Consider the following 16,088-nt stretch of genomic DNA (forward strand, 5'->3'; position numbering starts at 1 on the left):
CCGTCGGTCGCGGCCGGCGGGAGGGGGCGGCTGGGATCTGAACTGATGCGCAGTCACCACCATCGCGGACGGGAGGCACTCCCCGCACCGGGTCTCACCGAATCTCCCCAGTGGGACGGCCTGCGGGGGTGCGTGGGAGGATGAGGGCGTCCCGCAGGACCGCTGCCGGACCGTACGGACAGAGGGAAGGACCGGGTCCCGGCGTTGAGCGAGAATCAGAACCTGCTCGCGGAGCAGCGGCGCGCCCTCATTCTCGACGATGTGCGCAAGCGCGGCGGGGTCAGGGTCAACGAGCTGACGCGCAAGCTGAGCGTCTCCGACATGACCATCCGCCGGGACCTCGACGCGCTGGCACGCCAGGGCGTCATCGAGAAGGTGCACGGCGGAGCCGTCCCCGTCGTCGAGGCGAGTACGCACGAGCCCGGTTTCGAGGCCAAGTCGACGCTGGAGCTCAGCGCCAAGGAGGACATCGCGCGCGCGGCGGCCACGATGGCGGTGCCGGGCAGCGCGATCGCTCTGTCCGGCGGCACGACGACGTTCGCGCTGGCCCGTCACCTCCTGGACGTACCGGGGCTGACCGTGGTGACGAATTCGGTGCGGGTCGCCGATGTGTTCCACGGCGCGCAGCGTCCGACGGCGGCGGGCGGGGCGCGGGCCGGCGCGGCCACGGTGGTGCTGACCGGCGGGGTCCGTACGCCTTCGGACTCGCTGGTCGGACCGGTCGCGGACCGTGCGATCGGCTCGCTCCACTTCGACGTCCTGTTCCTCGGCGTGCACGGGATCTCGGTCGAGGCCGGCCTTTCCACGCCGAACCTCGCGGAGGCCGAGACGAACCGCCGCTTCGTGCGGGCGGCGAGGCGCGTCGTCGTGGTCGCCGACCACACCAAGTGGGGCACCGTTGGGCTGAGTTCGTTCGCGGCGCTCGACGAGGTCGACGCCTTCGTCACGGATGCGGGACTGCCGGACGCCGCCAGGCAGGAGATCGAGGAGCACCTGCCGGGCCTGCTGGTGGCGGGCGGCCCGTCGGACGACTAGTCCGCCGCCACGCGGCGCCCGCAGCTTCCGGCTCCGGGCCTCCTGAGGCACGGACGTCCTAGTATCGGTCTGTGGCCGTATTCCGCATCGAGCGCTTCACTTCCCTCCCCACCGCCGAGGCATGGCGACGGGTGACCGACTGGGAGCGGCACGGTGCGACCGTCCCGTTGACCTCGGTCACCGTCCCTGGGGGCCTGCCCGCGGGGACCGGAACGGTCTTCGTGGCCCGTACGGGAGTGGGGCCGCTGGGCTTCGACGACCCGATGGAAGTGGTGCGGTGGACCCCGCCTGCCGCCGGCCGGGCCGGGCTGTGCCGGCTGGAGAAGCGGGGTTCCGTGGTGCGCGGACGCGCGTCGATCGACGTCTGCCCGACGGGTTCGGGTTCGCACGTGATCTGGGTCGAGGAGCTGCGCGTGCGGCTGCTTCCCCGCTGGGCGGATCCGTTGCTGGCGACCGCCGGCCGACGGGTCTTCGCCCGCGAGCTCCGCGTTCTGCTGGAGGACTGAGATCCCGCGAGGAGGTCCGTGCGCCCTGTCCGGTTCAGGAGGGCCAGGTGCCGGTGGCCAGGAAATGGTCGATCGTCTCCGTGTACGGCCGGATGTCCAGGTGCTGCTCGCTCAGCCAGTCGTCCGAGTAGTACTTGTCGAGATAGCGGTCGCCGGGATCGCAGAACAGCGTGACGATGCTTCCGGTACTCCCCCTCTCCAGCATCTCGGCCACCAGTTTGAAGGCGCTCCACAGCCCGGTGCCGGTGGAGCCGCCCGCCTTGCGGCCGATGGCCCGTTCCAGCACGCGGACCGCCGCGACGCTGGCCGCGTCGGGGACCTTCATCATCCGGTCGATGGCTCCGGGAACGAAGCTCGGCTCCATCCGAGGTCTGCCGATGCCTTCGATGCGTGAGCCGCAGTCGCTCGTCGCCAGCTGATCGTGCAGGGTCCATCCGTCGAAGAAACAGGAGTTCTCCGGGTCGGGCACGCAGATCCGTGTGTCGTGCTGCATGTAGCGGACGTACCGCCCGATGGTCGCGGAGGTGCCGCCGGTGCCTGCGGTGGCGACGATCCAGGCGGGCTCGGGGTACCTCTCGAGCCTCAGCTGCTGGTAGATGGACTCGGCGATGTTGTTGTTACCCCGCCAGTCGGTGGCCCGCTCGGCGTAGGTGAACTGGTCCATGTAGTGCCCCCCGGTCTCGGCCGCGAGGGCGGCCGACTCCTCGTACAGCCGACGGGAGTCGTCGACGAAGTGGCACTGACCGCCGTGGAATTCGATCAGTCGGCACTTCTCCGGGCTGGTGGTCCGGGGCATCACCGCGACGAACGGCACACCGATCAGCTTCGCGAAGTACGCCTCCGAGACGGCCGTGGAACCGCTGGAGGCCTCGATGACCGGTTTGCCGCGCCGGATCCAGCCGTTGCAGAGCCCGTAGAGGAAGAGGGAACGGGCCAGACGGTGCTTGAGGCTGCCCGTCGGGTGCGTCGACTCGTCCTTGAGATAGAGATCGATACCCCAGTGCTCCGGCAGCGGAAAGCGCAGGAGATGCGTGTCCGCCGAACGGTTGGCGTCCGCCTGGACCTTGCGCACCGCTTCCTTGAGCCAGGCACGGTAGTCCGGATCGCTCCGGTCGACGTCCACGGTCTCCATCACGCCACCGCCAGGTGTGTGCTCACTGGTGTCCATCACGGTCTCCTTCGGCTGACGGCGGTACGGCCCGGGGATCCACGATATTCCCCCCACCTGCACAAACGTTCACTTTGAATGCCCATAGCCTTCCCTTGGCCCAGGTGTCCCGGGCGCCGATGCCCCGGACACGCCCGGATTCCGGCCGTCGGCCGGAATCGATGGACGAGGCCTGGTGCACGGACCCCGTCCACGGGCAGACTTGCAGAAGCCGGTACAAGGGGGGCGAAGTAGCCATGGCCGAGACAGAGTTCAGCGCTGCGGATTTCGGCACGTCGGAGTTCGGCGTGGTGGAGTTCCGCGCGAGTGACGTGAGGATCCAACGGTGGGCGCGATCGTTGACCAGGGCGGGGCAAGTGATCGTCAAGGACGGCCGGATCGCGCTGCTGACGAGCAACGGGCGGGAGATCGCCAGCGCCCCGGTGACCACGGTGAGCGCCGGAAAGCCGTGGTTCCTGGCCTCCGACTCGGCGGTCGCCCGTATCAACGGGGTGCGGTACCGGCTGACGATGGGCCAGCGCAACCGCAGGCCGGGCGGGGCAGCGCCGGTCCGCAGATTCCTGGAAGCGCTGCGTAACGCGGCGGGACGGCGGATCTGACGCTGCGGTCGGGCACGGGCACCGCGAGTTGCGGAGCCGAACCCCCTGCGTCACGCTGGTCACACGTCACGGATGGTGTACCGGCGGTGACAGCGGAAGCCGCCCGCCGGAGGCCATGCAGGGCGGACCAAGCACGACCAGAAACAGCAGTCAGCCATCTGCTGGATCCGTTCCTTCGTCTTCTTCCGGACCTATTTCGGGGAGTCGCAGCCGTGATCAGCGAGCCAAGCAGGCACTGCGCGGTGGAGCTCCAGGCCCTGCCGTCGCGGATCGGTCAGGTCCGCAGAATCATTTCGGCGCAACTGCGCTACTGGCATCTCGATCCTCTGATCGACCATGCAGCGCTCGGTGTCACCGAACTGCTGACCAATGTCCACCGGCACGCACAGCCGGACAAGTCATGCACCGTCGAGATCGAGCTGCTGCTCGACCGGCTGACGGTGTCCGTCCACGACCACGACCCCCGGCTGCCGACCATGTGCGATGCCGATCAGTCCGCCACCTCCGGGCGCGGACTGGCGATGATCGCCGCGGTCAGCGAGAGCTGGGGCGTACGACCGAGCGACGACGCGGGGAAGATCATCTGGTTCACCCTGCTCGCACCGTCGTTCACCACCGTCCTGCCTCCCCTCCCGGTGTACGGGTCGACGACCGACGGCCCGTTCGGCTCGGACATCACCGGGCTCATGGAGCCGACGGCAGCGCGGACGCGGGGCCGGTCGGCCGTCGTCGGCTGACCGGAACGTTCCTCCGCATGTCGCAGCGCGCCACGGGGCGCGTCGATCCTGTCGCGTGATCGACGCGCTCCCGTGCGTGCCTCGCCCCAGGCCCCCGCCCGCCTCAGGCGGGACGGGCCGTCCTTGCCGTAGCGGCCGTAGGGCTCGTCCAGGACGGAGAGCCGGCGCCAGCACTCGTCCTCGTCGATCTGACTCGTGGCGGACCGACGGCCCAGCAGGGCGATCGGCGAGCGCTCCCCCACCGGTCCGCCCACGCGGGCGCCGGTGCGTGGCAGCCCGGCCCGTCAGCTGCCTCCCGCCTCGCCCGGCGAGACCACCTGGCACGACTCCCAGAGGTACCGCATAGGGTTCGGTGACGCTCGTATCCAGTAGGAGAAATCGTGACTCCCGACATCGTCGAGGCGATGCACCGGCTCCAGGACCGGAGTTCCGCCAAGCGTCGATCGGCCGCGAAACGACTTCGGCAGCTGGGCGACCCAAGTGCCGGTCCCGCCCTTCTCGAAGCGCTGAAGAACGAGGTTCGGGATCCGCGCACCTGGGAGACGCAGCACCAGATGACGATGGCACTCGGTACCTGAAGATCTCGTCCTTCAGCGCGGGACTCCCGATGCGGTTCGCTGTGCCGGCGGCGATGCCGTCGTCCGTCTGAGCCACATGGAGCAATCCCACACTGAGGCGATTCGCTGGTGCCTGGGTACCGGTGACGAGACGCTTGCGGAAGGAGCGTTGCAGGCCATGGCCATGCTCCGGCTCGTCCTGGACCGGGAAAGCGTCGCCCACGTCCTCGACCACGTCGAGGACAGGCCTCCGCACGACTGGCTTCGATTCTGGCCAGCCGTTGCCGCGGCCGGCTGGACGGGGGAGCGAGTACACGGCTTCCTCACCTCATGCGCCTCCGGCCCCCGAGCCGATGTCGCCGAAGCCGCCACGACCTCCCTCGCAGGGAACTACGGCACCTACCGGCCTCTGTAGCCGCTGTACCCCGGTTCGCCGTGAACCAGGGCCACCTCACCGGAATCCCGGCCGGACATGTGTGTCCCTACCGAGTACCGGCGGAGCCGCCGCGCTCAGCCCCTGCTCTCGCCGTCGGCAACAGCAACAGCAGGTGCCGTAACGGGAACGCACGCAGAGCGTCAACGGCTCCAGCTCGGCAAACGGTCGTCGAGAGGACGCGCGGCGGACGGCCGGTCCAGCCGCACGGTCCACCTTCCTCGTGAGTTCTGTACCTACTGGTATGTACACTGCTCTGATGAGTACACCGGAACGGTTGATCGAGGCCACCCAGGAACTCCTGTGGGATCGCGGCTATGTGGGCACCAGCCCGAAGGCGATCCAGCAGCGGGCAGGTGCCGGCCAGGGCAGCATGTACCACCACTTCGCAGGCAAGCCGGATCTGGCACTCGCCGCCGTGCTCCGCACGTCCGCCGAGATGCGGGAGACGGCGGCACGGTTGCTGGACGGCCCGGGGTCGGCCCACGAGCGGATCTCGGCCTATCTGCTGCGTGAGCGCGAGGTGCTGCGGGGCTGCCCGGTGGGCCGGCTGACGATGGACCCCGACGTGATGGCGAGCGAAGCGCTGCGCGCACCGGTGGACGAGACGATCGGCTGGTTGCGGGGGCGGCTCACCGGAATCCTCCAGGAGGGCCTGGATGCGGGCGAGTTCTCCCCCGGCATCGCGCCCGACGAGATCGCGGCGACCGTCGTGGCCACGGTCCAGGGCGGCTATGTCCTCGCCCGCGCCTCCGGATCGACGGCGGCCTTCGACTCGGCCGTCCGTGGGCTGCTCTCCCTGCTCGCCCCGCACACCACATCGGCCCCCGCGGTCTGAGGAGTACGCGATGCACGCCATGCAGTACGAGATCACGCTGCCGGCCGACTACGACATGGAGGTCATCCGCAGGAGGGTGGCGACCAGGGGCCATCTCCTCGACGACTTCCCCGGACTGGGCCTCAAGGCGTATCTGATCCGCGAACGCGGTGACGCCTCGCAGGTCAACCAGTACGCCCCGCTGTATCTGTGGGCGGCTCCCGAGGGCATGAACGCCTTCCTCTGGGGCCCGGGCTTCCAGGGCATCGTCGATGACTTCGGCCGTCCGACGGTGCAGCACTGGACCGGGCTCTCCTACCGGGAGGGCGTGGCCTCGGGAGCACGCGCCCGCACGGCGGTCCGCCACCGCGAGCGGATCGAGGACAGCACCCGGCCGGCTGTCGCGGTGGAGGCGGCTCTGGAGGAGAGCCGTCGGCTGGCCGGCGCTCCAGGAGCCGTCGCAACGGCGCTGGCCGTCGACCCGCGCCATTGGGAGCTACTGCACTTCACCCTCTGGGAGCACGAGCCGCCCGGAGTGGCCGGCGACCGCTACGAGGTGCTGCACCTGTCGTCGCCGGAGCGTGACCGGCTCGGCCGGGGCAGGCAGTGGTGACCCGGGTCGGTGCGGTCCTTGTGGGCTTCGCAGACGATCACCGTACGGACTGCCCGAGCAGCCGGCCGCACTGACGGAGGGCGCGGTGCCGTAGACGCCGCGCATGCCGCGCCTCTTGCGAGGACCGCGCCCACGGCCGAAGCGGGCGGGGGAAGGAGCACCCGGGGCGGTTCTCGTCGCCGGTCCACCGCAGGGTTGACACCGGCCGCGGCCTGACGGTCCGCGTGCCGACCGGTCGCGCTCCCCCGCGCGGCCGTCAGGCCAGGGCGGCCAGCGGATCGTCGAGTACGGGCTGCCAGGCCAGTTCCGCCGCGCCCACCAGGCTGTTGTGGTCCAGGGTGCAGGCCAGGATGGGCACGCTGCCGCTGCGGCCCCACAGGCTGCGGTCGGCGACCACGGCCCGCAGCCGTTCGGGATCCGCCTCCAGGAGGTCGCGGTGCAGGCCGCCCAGGATGATCCGGTCGGGGTTGAGGATGTTGACCAGCCCCGCGAGACCGAGACCCAGCCGGTCGATCAGCTCCTCCGCGGCGGCCCGCACTTGGGGGTCGCCGTACTCCGTGCGCAGCAGGTCGCCGGACTGCTTGAGCAGTGACTCCTCGGGGCCGGGTTCCCGGCGGGCCGCGGTGAGGAAGGCCAGGGGGTCCGTCTCGACGTCGAGGCAGCCCCGGCCGCCGCAGTGGCACGGGCGGCCCTCGGGGTTCACCGTGAGATGCCCGACTTCCAGGGCGAGCCCCGAACTCCCGGTGTGCAGACGGCCGTCCAGGACGAGGGCGCCGCCCACCCCCCGGTGGCCGGTGGCGACGCAGAGCAGGTGCTGCGCACCACGTCCGGCGCCGTGCCGGTGTTCGGCGAGGGCGGCGAGATTGACGTCATTGCCGGTGAACGCGGGTCCGCTGATGCCCGCAGCGCGTACGCAGGCAGAAAAGATCTCCCGGACCGGCGCTCCGGCCGGCCAGGCGATGTGCAGCGGGTTGAGTGCGGTTCCCTCGGGTTCGGCCACGGCGGAGGGAACGGCGAGCCCTGCGCCGACGCAGCGCAGCCCGCTCTCGCGCAGCAGTCGGGCCCCGGCCTCGACGACCTCACCGAGGACCTGCGCGGGGTCGGCCATGACGGCGACGCAGCCGGGCGCTGTGGCCACGATCCTGCCCCCGAGTCCCACGAGCGCGGCACGGAACCCGTCGGAGTGCACCTGGGCGGCGAGGGCCACGGGCCCGCTGTCCCGGACGGACAGCCGGTGGGACGGGCGGCCCTGCGAACCGGCGGCGGACCCTGGACTGGAGTCGACCTTGATGAGCCCGAGCGCCTCGAGCTCCGCGGCCACCGCGCCCGCGGTGGCACGGGTGACACCGAGTTCGGAGGTGAGCACGGCACGGGTGGGGGCGCGTCCTGTGTGCACGAGCTCCAGGGCGGGCCCGAGCGCGCTGCGGCCCCTCTCCAACTTCGTCCGCGTGGTGGTCGACTTGCCGTTCATGGGGGCGAGTCTCCCATGGTCCCGAGCCGTTGCCGACGCGCCCGCATCCCGCATCGTTCACCGGTCGGCCACCCGGGCAGCAGCCTTGCGTACGCCGTAGTCACAACCCTATCCTGCACTTTGTGCCGCACGTAAACAAACTGCGGACGGCCTTGCCGGGGGGACCGGGCGGAGACACCGCCCCGCTCCCGTCGGCCCGCCTCCGTACCGCGCTGACCGTGTTCTTCGCCCTAGACGGGTTTCTCTTCGCCGGCTGGGTGGTCCGCATCCCGGCCATCAAGCAGCAGACGGGGGCGACCGCCTCCACCCTAGGACTCGCTCTGCTCGGAGTCTCCGCGGGCGCGGTGATCACGATGACGCTCACCGGGAGGCTCTGCCGGCGCTACGGAAGCCATGCGGTCACCGTGGTCTGCGCCGTACTGCTGTCGCTGAGCATCGCCCTTCCGGCACAGATGGGTTCGGTCCTCACCCTCGGTCTCGTACTCCTGCTCTTCGGTGCCGCGTACGGCGGGCTGAACGTGGCGATGAACAGCGCGGCAGTCGATATCGTCGCCGCCCTGCGCCGCCCGGTCATGCCGAGCTTCCACGCCGCGTTCAGCTTCGGCGGCATGGCCGGCGCGGGGCTCGGCGGGCTGGCCGCGGGCAGCCTCTCGCCCATGGTGCATCTCTTCGCCCTGACGGGCATCGGACTTCTCGTCACTGCTGCGACCGCCCCGGTACTCCTGCGCGGGCCGGCTGCCGCGCCCTCCGTGGAACAGCGGGCGGGGGCGACCCCGGAGGCGCCGAGTGGGATGAGCGTCCGCGCGCGCAGGATCGTGATCCTGTTCGGTGTCATAGCCCTCTGCACGGCGTACGGCGAAGGCGCGCTGGCGGAGTGGGGAGCACTGCACCTCAGCCAGGACCTGGGGGCCGACCCCGGTCTCGCCGCCGCCGGGTACTCCCTGTTCGCGCTCACGATGGGCATCGGCAGGCTCACCGGCACCGCCCTGCTCGAGCGGTTCGGGCAGACGCGCACGCTGGTGACGGGCGGGGTGACGGCTGCGGCGGGCATGCTGCTCGGTGCGCTCGCTCCGGCCGTCTGGCTCGCGCTGCTCGGCTTCGCCGTCACCGGTCTTGGCCTGGCCAACATATTTCCCGTCGCGGTCGGCCGGGCGGGCGCGCTGGCCGGACCCAGCGGGGTGGCCGCCGCGTCGACCCTCGGTTACGGCGGGATGCTCCTGGGACCGCCGGTGATCGGCTTCCTCGCCGACTGGTCCTCCCTCCCGGTGGCCCTCACGACGGTGACACTGCTCGCCGCCACAGCGGCGGCACTGGGCTGGACGGCCCGCAACGCAACGAACACCTGAGCGGTTGAGTAGCCGTACTCAGGCGCCGCCGACTCCTCGGACACACGATGGAGGCATCAACCGATCCACGGGAGCGGACATGAGTCACATCGCGACGAACAAGCTGCAGTTGCGCACGCTGGTACGGCTGACCTGCGGCAACACGGCCTCGCGGATCTACCTAGGCCTCGTCGCCGCCGTCGCGGTGCTCGTGGCTGTGGACACGCTGTTCGTATCCCACGACGATGCCTCGTTCGCCGGTGTGTGGCTGTTCTTCCTCGCCGCGCCGACCGTTTTCGTCTTCCTCATCGGCGGCTCGTCGTTCGGTTCGGACACCGGAGGCCCTGCCTGGTTCCTCCATCTCGCACTGGTCGTGTCGGTACTCGCACAGGCCTGCGCGCTGGGCTGGTTCTCCCGGCTGGTCCGCGGCCCCCGTCGGAGCCGCTCGGCGCACCTCCGGGGCGCCTGACGCGACTTGGCGGAATGGCCGCGTGGAGGTATCGGAGCACCTGACAGCCCTTGCCACCGAAGGCCGCGCACTCGCCGCCGCCGCCCGTGAAGCCGGTCCGGAAGCGCTGGTTCCCTCCTCCCCGGGACGGCGGGTCCGCGATCTCCTCGGGCACACAGGCGTGGTTCACCGCTGGGCGACCGCGTTCGTCGTCGAGGGCCACCGGACGCACCTGCCGACCTGGAGTGTTCGTACTCCGGACCGGGGCCTGCTCGGTCCAGGGACCTGCGGGTCCAGGGGCCTGCGGGTCCAGGGGCCTGCTCGGTCCAGGGGCCTGCTCGGTCCAGGGCCTGGTTCGGGCACGGTCCGGTTCAGCTCTGCTCGGATCAGGCCTCGGCCCGGTTCAGCATCCGGGACAGCACCGCGCGCTGAAGGGGCCTGGCCTCCGCGTGGCGGGCCCTGCCGGCATCGGTCAGCTCCACGCGTACACCCCGGCGGTCCTCGGCGCACATCGCCCGGCGTACGAGCCCGTCCCTCTCCAACCGCGCGACGAGCCGTGACAGCGCGCTCTGGCTGAGATGGACCCGGGAAGCGATCTCCTGCACACGGAGGCAGGCGTCGCCACCCTCCGCAGCTTCCGCGAGGGTGTCCAGGACCTCGAAGTCACTGGCTCCCAGACCATGCCGGTCGAGGGCACGATCGAGCTCGCCCAGGGTCCTGGCGTGCAGCGCGAGCATCTCGCGCCACTCGCCGACGAGTGCCTGCTCGGACTTCTTCCCTGCCATGACCGCACGCTAGCAGAGGGTCGAGTTGTCCATGCGCGCGCAACAACTGCATGAGCATGCACGCAGCCGGCTGCGCCGCGGAGGGGCTGCTTGCCGCCGGCCATGAGCCCTGTGACACTGCGGCCATGACGCGACGTACTCAGGCGGAGCGGGACGCGATGACCGTGGAGATCGGCTACGCCTTGGTCAGCGGAGTCGTGGTGGCCGTGGCCACGTTCGCCGGAGTCCTCCTCCCGGCCATGCTCCTCGAGCTGCCGGACGGCGCCGAACGCATACTGTTCCGGGCGGGGGCCGTGCTCGGCGCGCTGGTGTTCACCGTCCGCGTGATCCATGTGCTGTGGCGTGCCCCCCGCGCGGCCGGCGAGGACCTCCCGTCGCCCGTTCAGCCGAGCCGGCCGGGGCGCACCAGCCCCGACTCGTAGGCGAGTACGACGAGTCGCACCCTGTCCCGGGCTACTAGCTTGACCATCGCGCGGCTGACGTGGGTGGGACAGGAGGCGGCACCAGGGTGTCAGCCGCCTTGGGACGCGCGCGGAATGGCGTCAGGCCTCGCGCCTCCCCGCCCCGGGGTCAGACCCTCGTGCCGCCGGCCCCTGCTGACCGGCCGTCCAGCAGCCCCACCGCGCGCCCCAGTTCGTGAACGGCGTGCCGGAAGACCTGTTCGCGCGCCTCGACGACCCGGTTGAACTGGCCGAACAGCTCGAAGGAGACAAGCCCGAAGAGCTGCGCCCACGCGGAGACCAGGGCCACCACCACAGCCGGCGGGAGATCGCCGGCCAGGTCGGCCGCCATGCGTTCGGCCTCGGGACGCAGTTCGGCTGCCAACGGGGGGACGGCGAGCCCCTCGGCGTGGTGGGCGTCGCGCACCACGCCGATGAATGCCTGACCCACACGGGAGGCGGGACCCACGGTGTCCTGCGGAGCGGTGTAACCGGGGACCGGTGAACCGTAGATCAGCGCGTACTCATGTGGGTGGGCGAGAGCCCAGTCCCGTACGGCGGATGCGACCGCCACCCAGCGGGCGGGGTGGCCACCCGGCTGCTCACCGGCCTTCGCACGGGCCGCTTCCGCGGCTTCGCCCACCGCGTCGTAGGCATCGACGATGAGTGCGGTCAGCAGATCGTCGCGGCTGGGGAAGTAACGGTAGAGCGCCGAGGACACCATGCCGAGTTCACGCGCGACGGCACGCAGGGAGAGCTTCGCGGCCCCCTCGGCGGCGAGCTGCTTCCTGGCCTCGTCCTTGATGGCCGCCGTCACTTCGATGCGGGCGCGTTCTCTGGCTCCTCGAATGGTGCTCATGGCATCAGTCTGCCACGCGATCGGAGCACTGAACATTATCGAGAGCACCGCTCTTGCTTTGGGGCGCCGCACTCGTGCACACTGATCTCAAGCGAGAGCACCGCTCTCTCAAAGGTGGGAGTCACCGTGTCGCAGCAGCCCTACTACCTCCAGGCCAACGCCTTCGCGCAGAAGATGAACAGCGTCATCGGCTGGCTCGCACGCCACGGCATCAGCCTCCTCGGCTCGGCCGAGATGTCGGTGCGGGGCCGCAAGAGCGGCCGGATGCAGCGCATCCCCGTGAATCCCCACCACCACGACGGCATCCAGTACCTGGTCTCCGCCCGAGGCCACTCACAGTGGGTGCGCAACATGCGCGTGGCCGGTGGCGGAGAGCTGAAGGTGGGCCGGAAGGTCCGCACATTCACCGCTGTGGAGATCGCGGACGACGAGCAGAAGGTGCGGATCGTCCGCGCCTACCTGAAGCGCTGGGGCTGGGAGGTCAACCAGTACTTCCAGGGCATCACCGTGAGGTCGACCGACGCCGAGCTCCTCGCCGCGTGCCCTGACCACCCCGTCTTCCGGATCACGGTCGAGAGCTGACCCGGTCCGTTTCCCGGCGGTCCATCACATGCAGCGCCCGCTGCGCCAGCGGGTGCGAACGGACCAGCTCGGCCAGCGACGTCGTCCCCCGGGTGACGCCCGCGAACGCGTTCCAGGCAGGGCGGAAGCCCGTCAGAACCGCGTGCAGGAGCCCGGGGCGCCGCTCGAACAGCTTGAGCATGCGGCGTCCGACACTCATCTCGACGCCCAGACCCGCCTTGATCGCGAACGCGTAGTTCAGCGCCTGACGCCGTGCGTCGACCGCGTCGTGCGATTCCGCGATCCGTACCGCCCATTCACCCGCGAGCCGCCCGGACCGCAGAGCGAAGGAGATGCCTTCCCTGGTCCAGGGTTCCAGCAGCCCCGCAGCGTCGCCGCAGACCACCACCCGCCCACGGGAGAGCGGGGAGTCGTCGCTGCGGCACCGGGTGAGATGGCCGGAGGAGATGGTCGGCTCGAATCCGGCAAGGCCCAGCCGCCCGACGAAGTCCTCCAGATAGCGCTTGGTCCCCGCACCGTCACCGCGGGCCGAGATCACACCGACGGTCAGGGTGTCGCCCTTGGGGAACACCCAGCCGTAACTCCCGGGCATCGGGCCCCAGTCGATGAGCACCCGTCCCGCCCAGTCCTCGGCGACCGTCTCCGGGACGGGGATCTCTGCCTCGAGCCCGAGATCCACCTGATCGAGCTTCACCCCGACATGAGCCCCTATGCGGCCCGCGCTGCCGTCCGCGCCGACGACGGCCCGGGCGAGCACCGTCTCACCGCCTGCCAGCACCACGGCGACCGTACGCCGGTCGGGCACAGCGGTGCCGTGCTGCTCCACCCGCGTCACCGCCACACCCGTGCGCAGCTCGGCGCCCGCCTTCTGGGCCTCCTCCACCAGCCCGGCGTCGAACTCCGGCCGGTTGATGAGCCCGAAGAGCATGCGCTTCGACCTGCGGGTGCGCGACAGCTTCCCGTTGAGCGAGAAGGTGACCGCGTGGATCCGGTCCTTCAGGGGCAGTTCGAATCCGGGGGGCAGGGAGTCCCGCGAGAACCCGATGATCCCGCCGCCGCACGTCTTGTAGCGGGGGATCTCCGCCTTCTCCAGCAACAGCACCCGGCGGCCTGCGACGGCTGCCGCGTACGCCGCGGAGGCTCCGGCCGGTCCCGCGCCGACCACGACGACGTCCCATACCGAGGACTCCTGCGGTACCGACGACGACTCATCCGGCTCACGTCCGGCGTCTGCGTTCTCGCTGCTCACGATGTGCTTCTGCTCCCGATCCGACCAGTGGCCCCAACTGCTCACGGCATCCTACGGCGCGACGTGGCCGAACTCCGCTGTGGGAGGATCAGCCATGAATTCGTTGTACACACGACGTCGCGTCCACGGCGTCGCCCCCGGCCGTGTACACACCGCGCCATAGTCCTAACGTCGCACCCACGAGGAGCGTGCCCATGACCGCCCGTCCGATTTCCGAGACCGTCGCCTCGCTGATGCCCCGCGCGAAGGCGGAGCTCGCCGAGCTGGTGGCTTTCCGGTCGGTGGCGGACCCCGCTCAGTTCCCCAGGAGCGAGTGCGAGGCCGCGGCCGACTGGGTCGCCGACGCCCTTCGTGCCGAGGACTTCCAGGACGTCGCCCTGCTCGACACCCCCGACGGGACCCGGTCGGTGTACGGCCACCTGCCCGGCCCGGCCGGCGCTCCCACAGTGCTGCTCTACGCGCACTACGACGTGCAGCCCCCGCTGGACGAGTCCGCATGGATCTCCCCGCCGTTCGAGCTGACCGAGCGCGACGGCCGCTGGTTCGGCCGGGGAGCCGCGGACTGCAAGGGCGGGTTCCTCATGCATCTCCTCGCACTGCGCGCCCTCAAGGCGAACGGCGGCGTCCCGGTCTCCGTCAAGGTGATCGTGGAGGGCTCGGAGGAGCAGGGGACGGGCGGCCTCGAACAGTACGCCGAGGCGCATCCGGAGCTGCTGGCCGCCGACACCATCGTCATCGGTGACACCGGCAACTTCCGCGTCGGACTGCCCACCGTCACGGCCACCCTCCGGGGTATGACCATGCTGCGGGTGCAGCTGGACACCCTCGAAGGGAACCTGCACTCGGGGCAGTTCGGCGGCGCGGCCCCGGACGCGCTGGCCGCGATGATCCAGCTGCTGGCATCCCTGCGGGCCGAGGACGGCACGACGACGGTCGACGGGCTCACGACCGGCGAGGAGTGGGACGGGCTGCAGTACCCGGAGGGCGAGTTCCGCACGGACGCCAAGGTGCTCGACGGCGTGGGGCTGATCGGCACGGGAACGGTCGCGGACCGCATCTGGGCGCGGCCCGCGATCACCGTCGTGGGCATCGACTGCCCGCCCGTGGTCGGCGCGACCCCGTCGCTCCAGGCGAGCGCCAGGGCGCAGATCAGCCTGCGGGTGCCGCCGGGCCAGGACGCCGTCGAGGCCACGAAGCTGCTGACCGCCCACCTCGAGTCGCACACCCCCTGGGGCGCTCGGGTCTCCGTCGAACAGGTCGGCCAGGGGCAGCCGTTCCGCGCCGACATCACCAGCCCCGCCTACACGTCGATGGCCGAGGCCATGCGGCTCGCCTACCCCGGTGAGGAGATGCAGTCCTCCGGCATGGGCGGCTCCATCCCGCTGTGCAACACCCTGGCCGCCCTGTACCCGCAGGCGGAGATCCTGCTCATCGGGCTGAGCGAGCCCGAGGCCCAGATCCACGCGGTGAACGAGAGCGTGTCCCCCGAGGAGCTCGAACGGCTCTCGGTCGCCGAGGCTCTGTTCCTGCGGAACTACGCGGAGTCGAAGAAGGGCTGAGGGGCCGCGCGGGCACGCCGAGCAAACGTGCGCGGGGGCGCACGGGCGGGGGGAGCGAACGTGCGCGGGGGCCGCGCGGGCACGCCGGGTACGCGCTGAGCGAAGTCGCCAGGAGCAGATCTCCGGGCGCCGACCGGCCTGCCGCTCCTACGTTCGCCGCATGGACTGTGTCGAGGTACTCCCGCAACTGCACATGTTCCGATTCCCGATCGGCCGGGCGTACCTCTGGCGTGACGGCACGGAGCTGACCCTGATCGACGCGGGTGATGTCAACGCGGCGGCCGCCATAGAGGACGGTGTGGGCGGGCTCGGTCAGGACCCGGCCGGGATCCGGCGGATCGTCCTCACCCACGGCCATCGCGACCACTACGGCGCCGCGCAGGAGCTCGCGGACAGATACGGAGCCGAGATCATGGCGCACCGGCTGGACGCACCGGCCGTCCGGGGTGAGGGGAGCGTTCCCGATCCCGTCCTGCACGACTGGGAACGGCCCCTGTACGACCGTGCGCTGACGGTCCCCGAAGCACCGCCCACCCGGGTCGACCGCGAACTGGTGGACGGCGACCGACTCCCGTTCGGGGGCGGTGCCCGGGTGGTGCACAGCCCCGGGCACACCCCCGGCTCCATCGGCATCCACCTGCCCCGCCACGACGTGCTGTTCACCGGGGACGCCGTGGCGGGCGTGGGCGGGGTGATGCTGGGAGTGTTCAACACCGACCACGTGCAGGCCGAGGCGTCCTTCCGCCGCCTGGCTGCGCTCGGTCCCGCCGTCGCCTGCTTCGGACACGGTGATCCGCTGACCATCGACGCCACGTCGGCCGGTTCGCCGGACCGTGGAGGGCTCCGGCGGGGAGCCGGCGGCGATCACCGACTGCCGAGTTGAGACCTGCCCGGGTTCGCCGCGC

General features: G+C 70.8%; 19 protein-coding genes and 2 pseudogenes. 14 read left to right on the top strand and 7 right to left on the bottom strand.

From position 1 onward, the window contains the following. Nucleotides 1–204: 204 nt before the first annotated feature. Both HED23_RS18835 and HED23_RS18840 read left to right on the top strand, forming a co-directional pair. Entirely contained in the window at nucleotides 205–1,035 is an 831-nt protein-coding gene (locus HED23_RS18835; protein WP_203184566.1) for a DeoR/GlpR family DNA-binding transcription regulator, read from the top strand. A gap of 71 nt (nucleotides 1,036–1,106) precedes the next feature. Continuing rightward, the gene (locus tag HED23_RS18840) at nucleotides 1,107–1,541 is read left to right on the top strand and encodes an SRPBCC family protein (RefSeq protein ID WP_203184567.1); all 435 of its coding nucleotides are present in this window, start codon (nucleotides 1,107–1,109) and stop codon (nucleotides 1,539–1,541) included. A 34-nt stretch (nucleotides 1,542–1,575) separates the two neighbouring features. On the opposite strand, the gene HED23_RS18845 is transcribed toward HED23_RS18840, so the two are convergent. Continuing rightward, nucleotides 1,576–2,709 carry a PLP-dependent cysteine synthase family protein gene (locus HED23_RS18845; protein ID WP_203184568.1) on the bottom strand — a complete coding sequence of 378 codons (1,134 nt, stop codon included), beginning with the start codon at nucleotides 2,707–2,709 and terminating at the stop codon, nucleotides 1,576–1,578. 236 nt (nucleotides 2,710–2,945) lie between these two features. Here HED23_RS18845 and HED23_RS18850 point away from each other — a divergent pair, with 236 nt between their 5' ends. Both HED23_RS18850 and HED23_RS18855 read left to right on the top strand, forming a co-directional pair. Continuing rightward, the gene (locus HED23_RS18850; protein WP_203184569.1) at nucleotides 2,946–3,308 is read left to right on the top strand and encodes a hypothetical protein; all 363 of its coding nucleotides are present in this window, start codon (nucleotides 2,946–2,948) and stop codon (nucleotides 3,306–3,308) included. 212 nt (nucleotides 3,309–3,520) lie between these two features. Beyond that, the gene (locus tag HED23_RS18855; RefSeq protein ID WP_203184570.1) at nucleotides 3,521–4,045 is read left to right on the top strand and encodes an ATP-binding protein; all 525 of its coding nucleotides are present in this window, start codon (nucleotides 3,521–3,523) and stop codon (nucleotides 4,043–4,045) included. A 116-nt stretch (nucleotides 4,046–4,161) separates the two neighbouring features. On the opposite strand, the pseudogene HED23_RS35300 reads toward HED23_RS18855, so the two are convergent. Beyond that, nucleotides 4,162–4,293: pseudogene (locus HED23_RS35300) on the bottom strand (SHOCT domain-containing protein); the annotation flags it as partial. Nucleotides 4,294–4,425: 132 nt separating this feature from the next. Between HED23_RS35300 and HED23_RS35305 the strand changes: the two are divergent. The 4 genes from HED23_RS35305 (at nucleotide 4,426) to HED23_RS18870 (ending at nucleotide 6,465) form a co-directional block, all read left to right on the top strand. After that, a complete protein-coding gene (locus HED23_RS35305) occupies nucleotides 4,426–4,623 on the top strand; it encodes a hypothetical protein (protein WP_238442031.1) in 198 nt (65 codons plus the stop codon). A 157-nt stretch (nucleotides 4,624–4,780) separates the two neighbouring features. Beyond that, nucleotides 4,781–5,017, top strand: coding sequence for a hypothetical protein (locus tag HED23_RS35310; RefSeq protein WP_238442032.1), 237 nt, complete (start codon nucleotides 4,781–4,783; stop codon nucleotides 5,015–5,017). 277 nt (nucleotides 5,018–5,294) lie between these two features. Then, nucleotides 5,295–5,873, top strand: coding sequence for a TetR/AcrR family transcriptional regulator (locus HED23_RS18865; protein WP_238442033.1), 579 nt, complete (start codon nucleotides 5,295–5,297; stop codon nucleotides 5,871–5,873). A gap of 10 nt (nucleotides 5,874–5,883) precedes the next feature. Continuing rightward, complete coding sequence (locus HED23_RS18870; protein WP_203184572.1) at nucleotides 5,884–6,465, top strand: DUF4865 family protein; 582 nt, start codon at nucleotides 5,884–5,886, stop codon at nucleotides 6,463–6,465. 256 nt (nucleotides 6,466–6,721) lie between these two features. Here the strand turns inward: HED23_RS18870 and HED23_RS18875 are convergent, their stop codons facing one another. Beyond that, nucleotides 6,722–7,936 (bottom strand): ROK family protein, encoded by a 1,215-nt coding sequence (locus tag HED23_RS18875; RefSeq protein ID WP_203184573.1) that lies wholly within the window; start codon nucleotides 7,934–7,936, stop codon nucleotides 6,722–6,724. Nucleotides 7,937–8,058: 122 nt separating this feature from the next. Between HED23_RS18875 and HED23_RS18880 the strand changes: the two genes are divergently transcribed. Both HED23_RS18880 and HED23_RS18885 read left to right on the top strand, forming a co-directional pair. Beyond that, nucleotides 8,059–9,282: an MFS transporter gene (locus HED23_RS18880; protein WP_203184574.1), complete on the top strand. Its 1,224-nt coding sequence runs from the start codon at nucleotides 8,059–8,061 to the stop codon at nucleotides 9,280–9,282. A 79-nt stretch (nucleotides 9,283–9,361) separates the two neighbouring features. Next, nucleotides 9,362–9,730, top strand: a complete 369-nt coding sequence (locus tag HED23_RS18885; RefSeq protein ID WP_203184575.1) for an SCO4225 family membrane protein — start codon at nucleotides 9,362–9,364, stop codon at nucleotides 9,728–9,730. A gap of 365 nt (nucleotides 9,731–10,095) precedes the next feature. Here HED23_RS18885 and HED23_RS18890 read toward each other — a convergent pair whose 3' ends face one another. After that, nucleotides 10,096–10,494: a MarR family transcriptional regulator gene (locus HED23_RS18890; protein ID WP_203184576.1), complete on the bottom strand. Its 399-nt coding sequence runs from the start codon at nucleotides 10,492–10,494 to the stop codon at nucleotides 10,096–10,098. A gap of 125 nt (nucleotides 10,495–10,619) precedes the next feature. Here HED23_RS18890 and HED23_RS18895 point away from each other — a divergent pair, with 125 nt between their 5' ends. Further along, on the top strand, nucleotides 10,620–10,916 hold the full coding sequence (locus HED23_RS18895) for a DUF6332 family protein (protein ID WP_203184577.1): 297 nt from the start codon (nucleotides 10,620–10,622) through the stop codon (nucleotides 10,914–10,916). On the opposite strand, the pseudogene HED23_RS35320 reads toward HED23_RS18895, so the two are convergent. Together HED23_RS35320 and HED23_RS18900 are read right to left on the bottom strand one after the other, a co-directional pair. Then, nucleotides 10,877–10,981, bottom strand: a pseudogene (locus HED23_RS35320) (DNA-binding response regulator); the annotation flags it as partial. The gene HED23_RS18895 and the pseudogene HED23_RS35320 sit on opposite strands and share 40 nt — an antisense overlap. Nucleotides 10,982–11,064: 83 nt before the next feature. After that, nucleotides 11,065–11,793 carry a TetR/AcrR family transcriptional regulator gene (locus HED23_RS18900; RefSeq protein ID WP_203184578.1) on the bottom strand — a complete coding sequence of 243 codons (729 nt, stop codon included), beginning with the start codon at nucleotides 11,791–11,793 and terminating at the stop codon, nucleotides 11,065–11,067. Between the two features lie 126 nt (nucleotides 11,794–11,919). Here HED23_RS18900 and HED23_RS18905 point away from each other — a divergent pair, with 126 nt between their 5' ends. Further along, nucleotides 11,920–12,375 carry a nitroreductase/quinone reductase family protein gene (locus HED23_RS18905; RefSeq protein ID WP_203184579.1) on the top strand — a complete coding sequence of 152 codons (456 nt, stop codon included), beginning with the start codon at nucleotides 11,920–11,922 and terminating at the stop codon, nucleotides 12,373–12,375. Here HED23_RS18905 and HED23_RS18910 read toward each other — a convergent pair. After that, the gene (locus tag HED23_RS18910) at nucleotides 12,359–13,624 is read right to left on the bottom strand and encodes a geranylgeranyl reductase family protein (RefSeq protein WP_203184580.1); all 1,266 of its coding nucleotides are present in this window, start codon (nucleotides 13,622–13,624) and stop codon (nucleotides 12,359–12,361) included. The genes HED23_RS18905 and HED23_RS18910 overlap by 17 nt on opposite strands. Before the next feature lie 194 nt (nucleotides 13,625–13,818). Here HED23_RS18910 and HED23_RS18915 point away from each other — a divergent pair, with 194 nt between their 5' ends. Both HED23_RS18915 and HED23_RS18920 read left to right on the top strand, forming a co-directional pair. After that, nucleotides 13,819–15,183, top strand: coding sequence for a dipeptidase (locus HED23_RS18915; RefSeq protein ID WP_203184581.1), 1,365 nt, complete (start codon nucleotides 13,819–13,821; stop codon nucleotides 15,181–15,183). Between the two features lie 160 nt (nucleotides 15,184–15,343). Continuing rightward, the gene (locus HED23_RS18920) at nucleotides 15,344–16,066 is read left to right on the top strand and encodes an MBL fold metallo-hydrolase (protein ID WP_203184582.1); all 723 of its coding nucleotides are present in this window, start codon (nucleotides 15,344–15,346) and stop codon (nucleotides 16,064–16,066) included. The last annotated feature ends 22 nt before the right edge of the window (nucleotides 16,067–16,088 follow it).

This window comes from Streptomyces pratensis (genome assembly GCF_016804005.1).
Lineage (GTDB): Bacteria > Actinomycetota > Actinomycetes > Streptomycetales > Streptomycetaceae > Streptomyces > Streptomyces pratensis_A.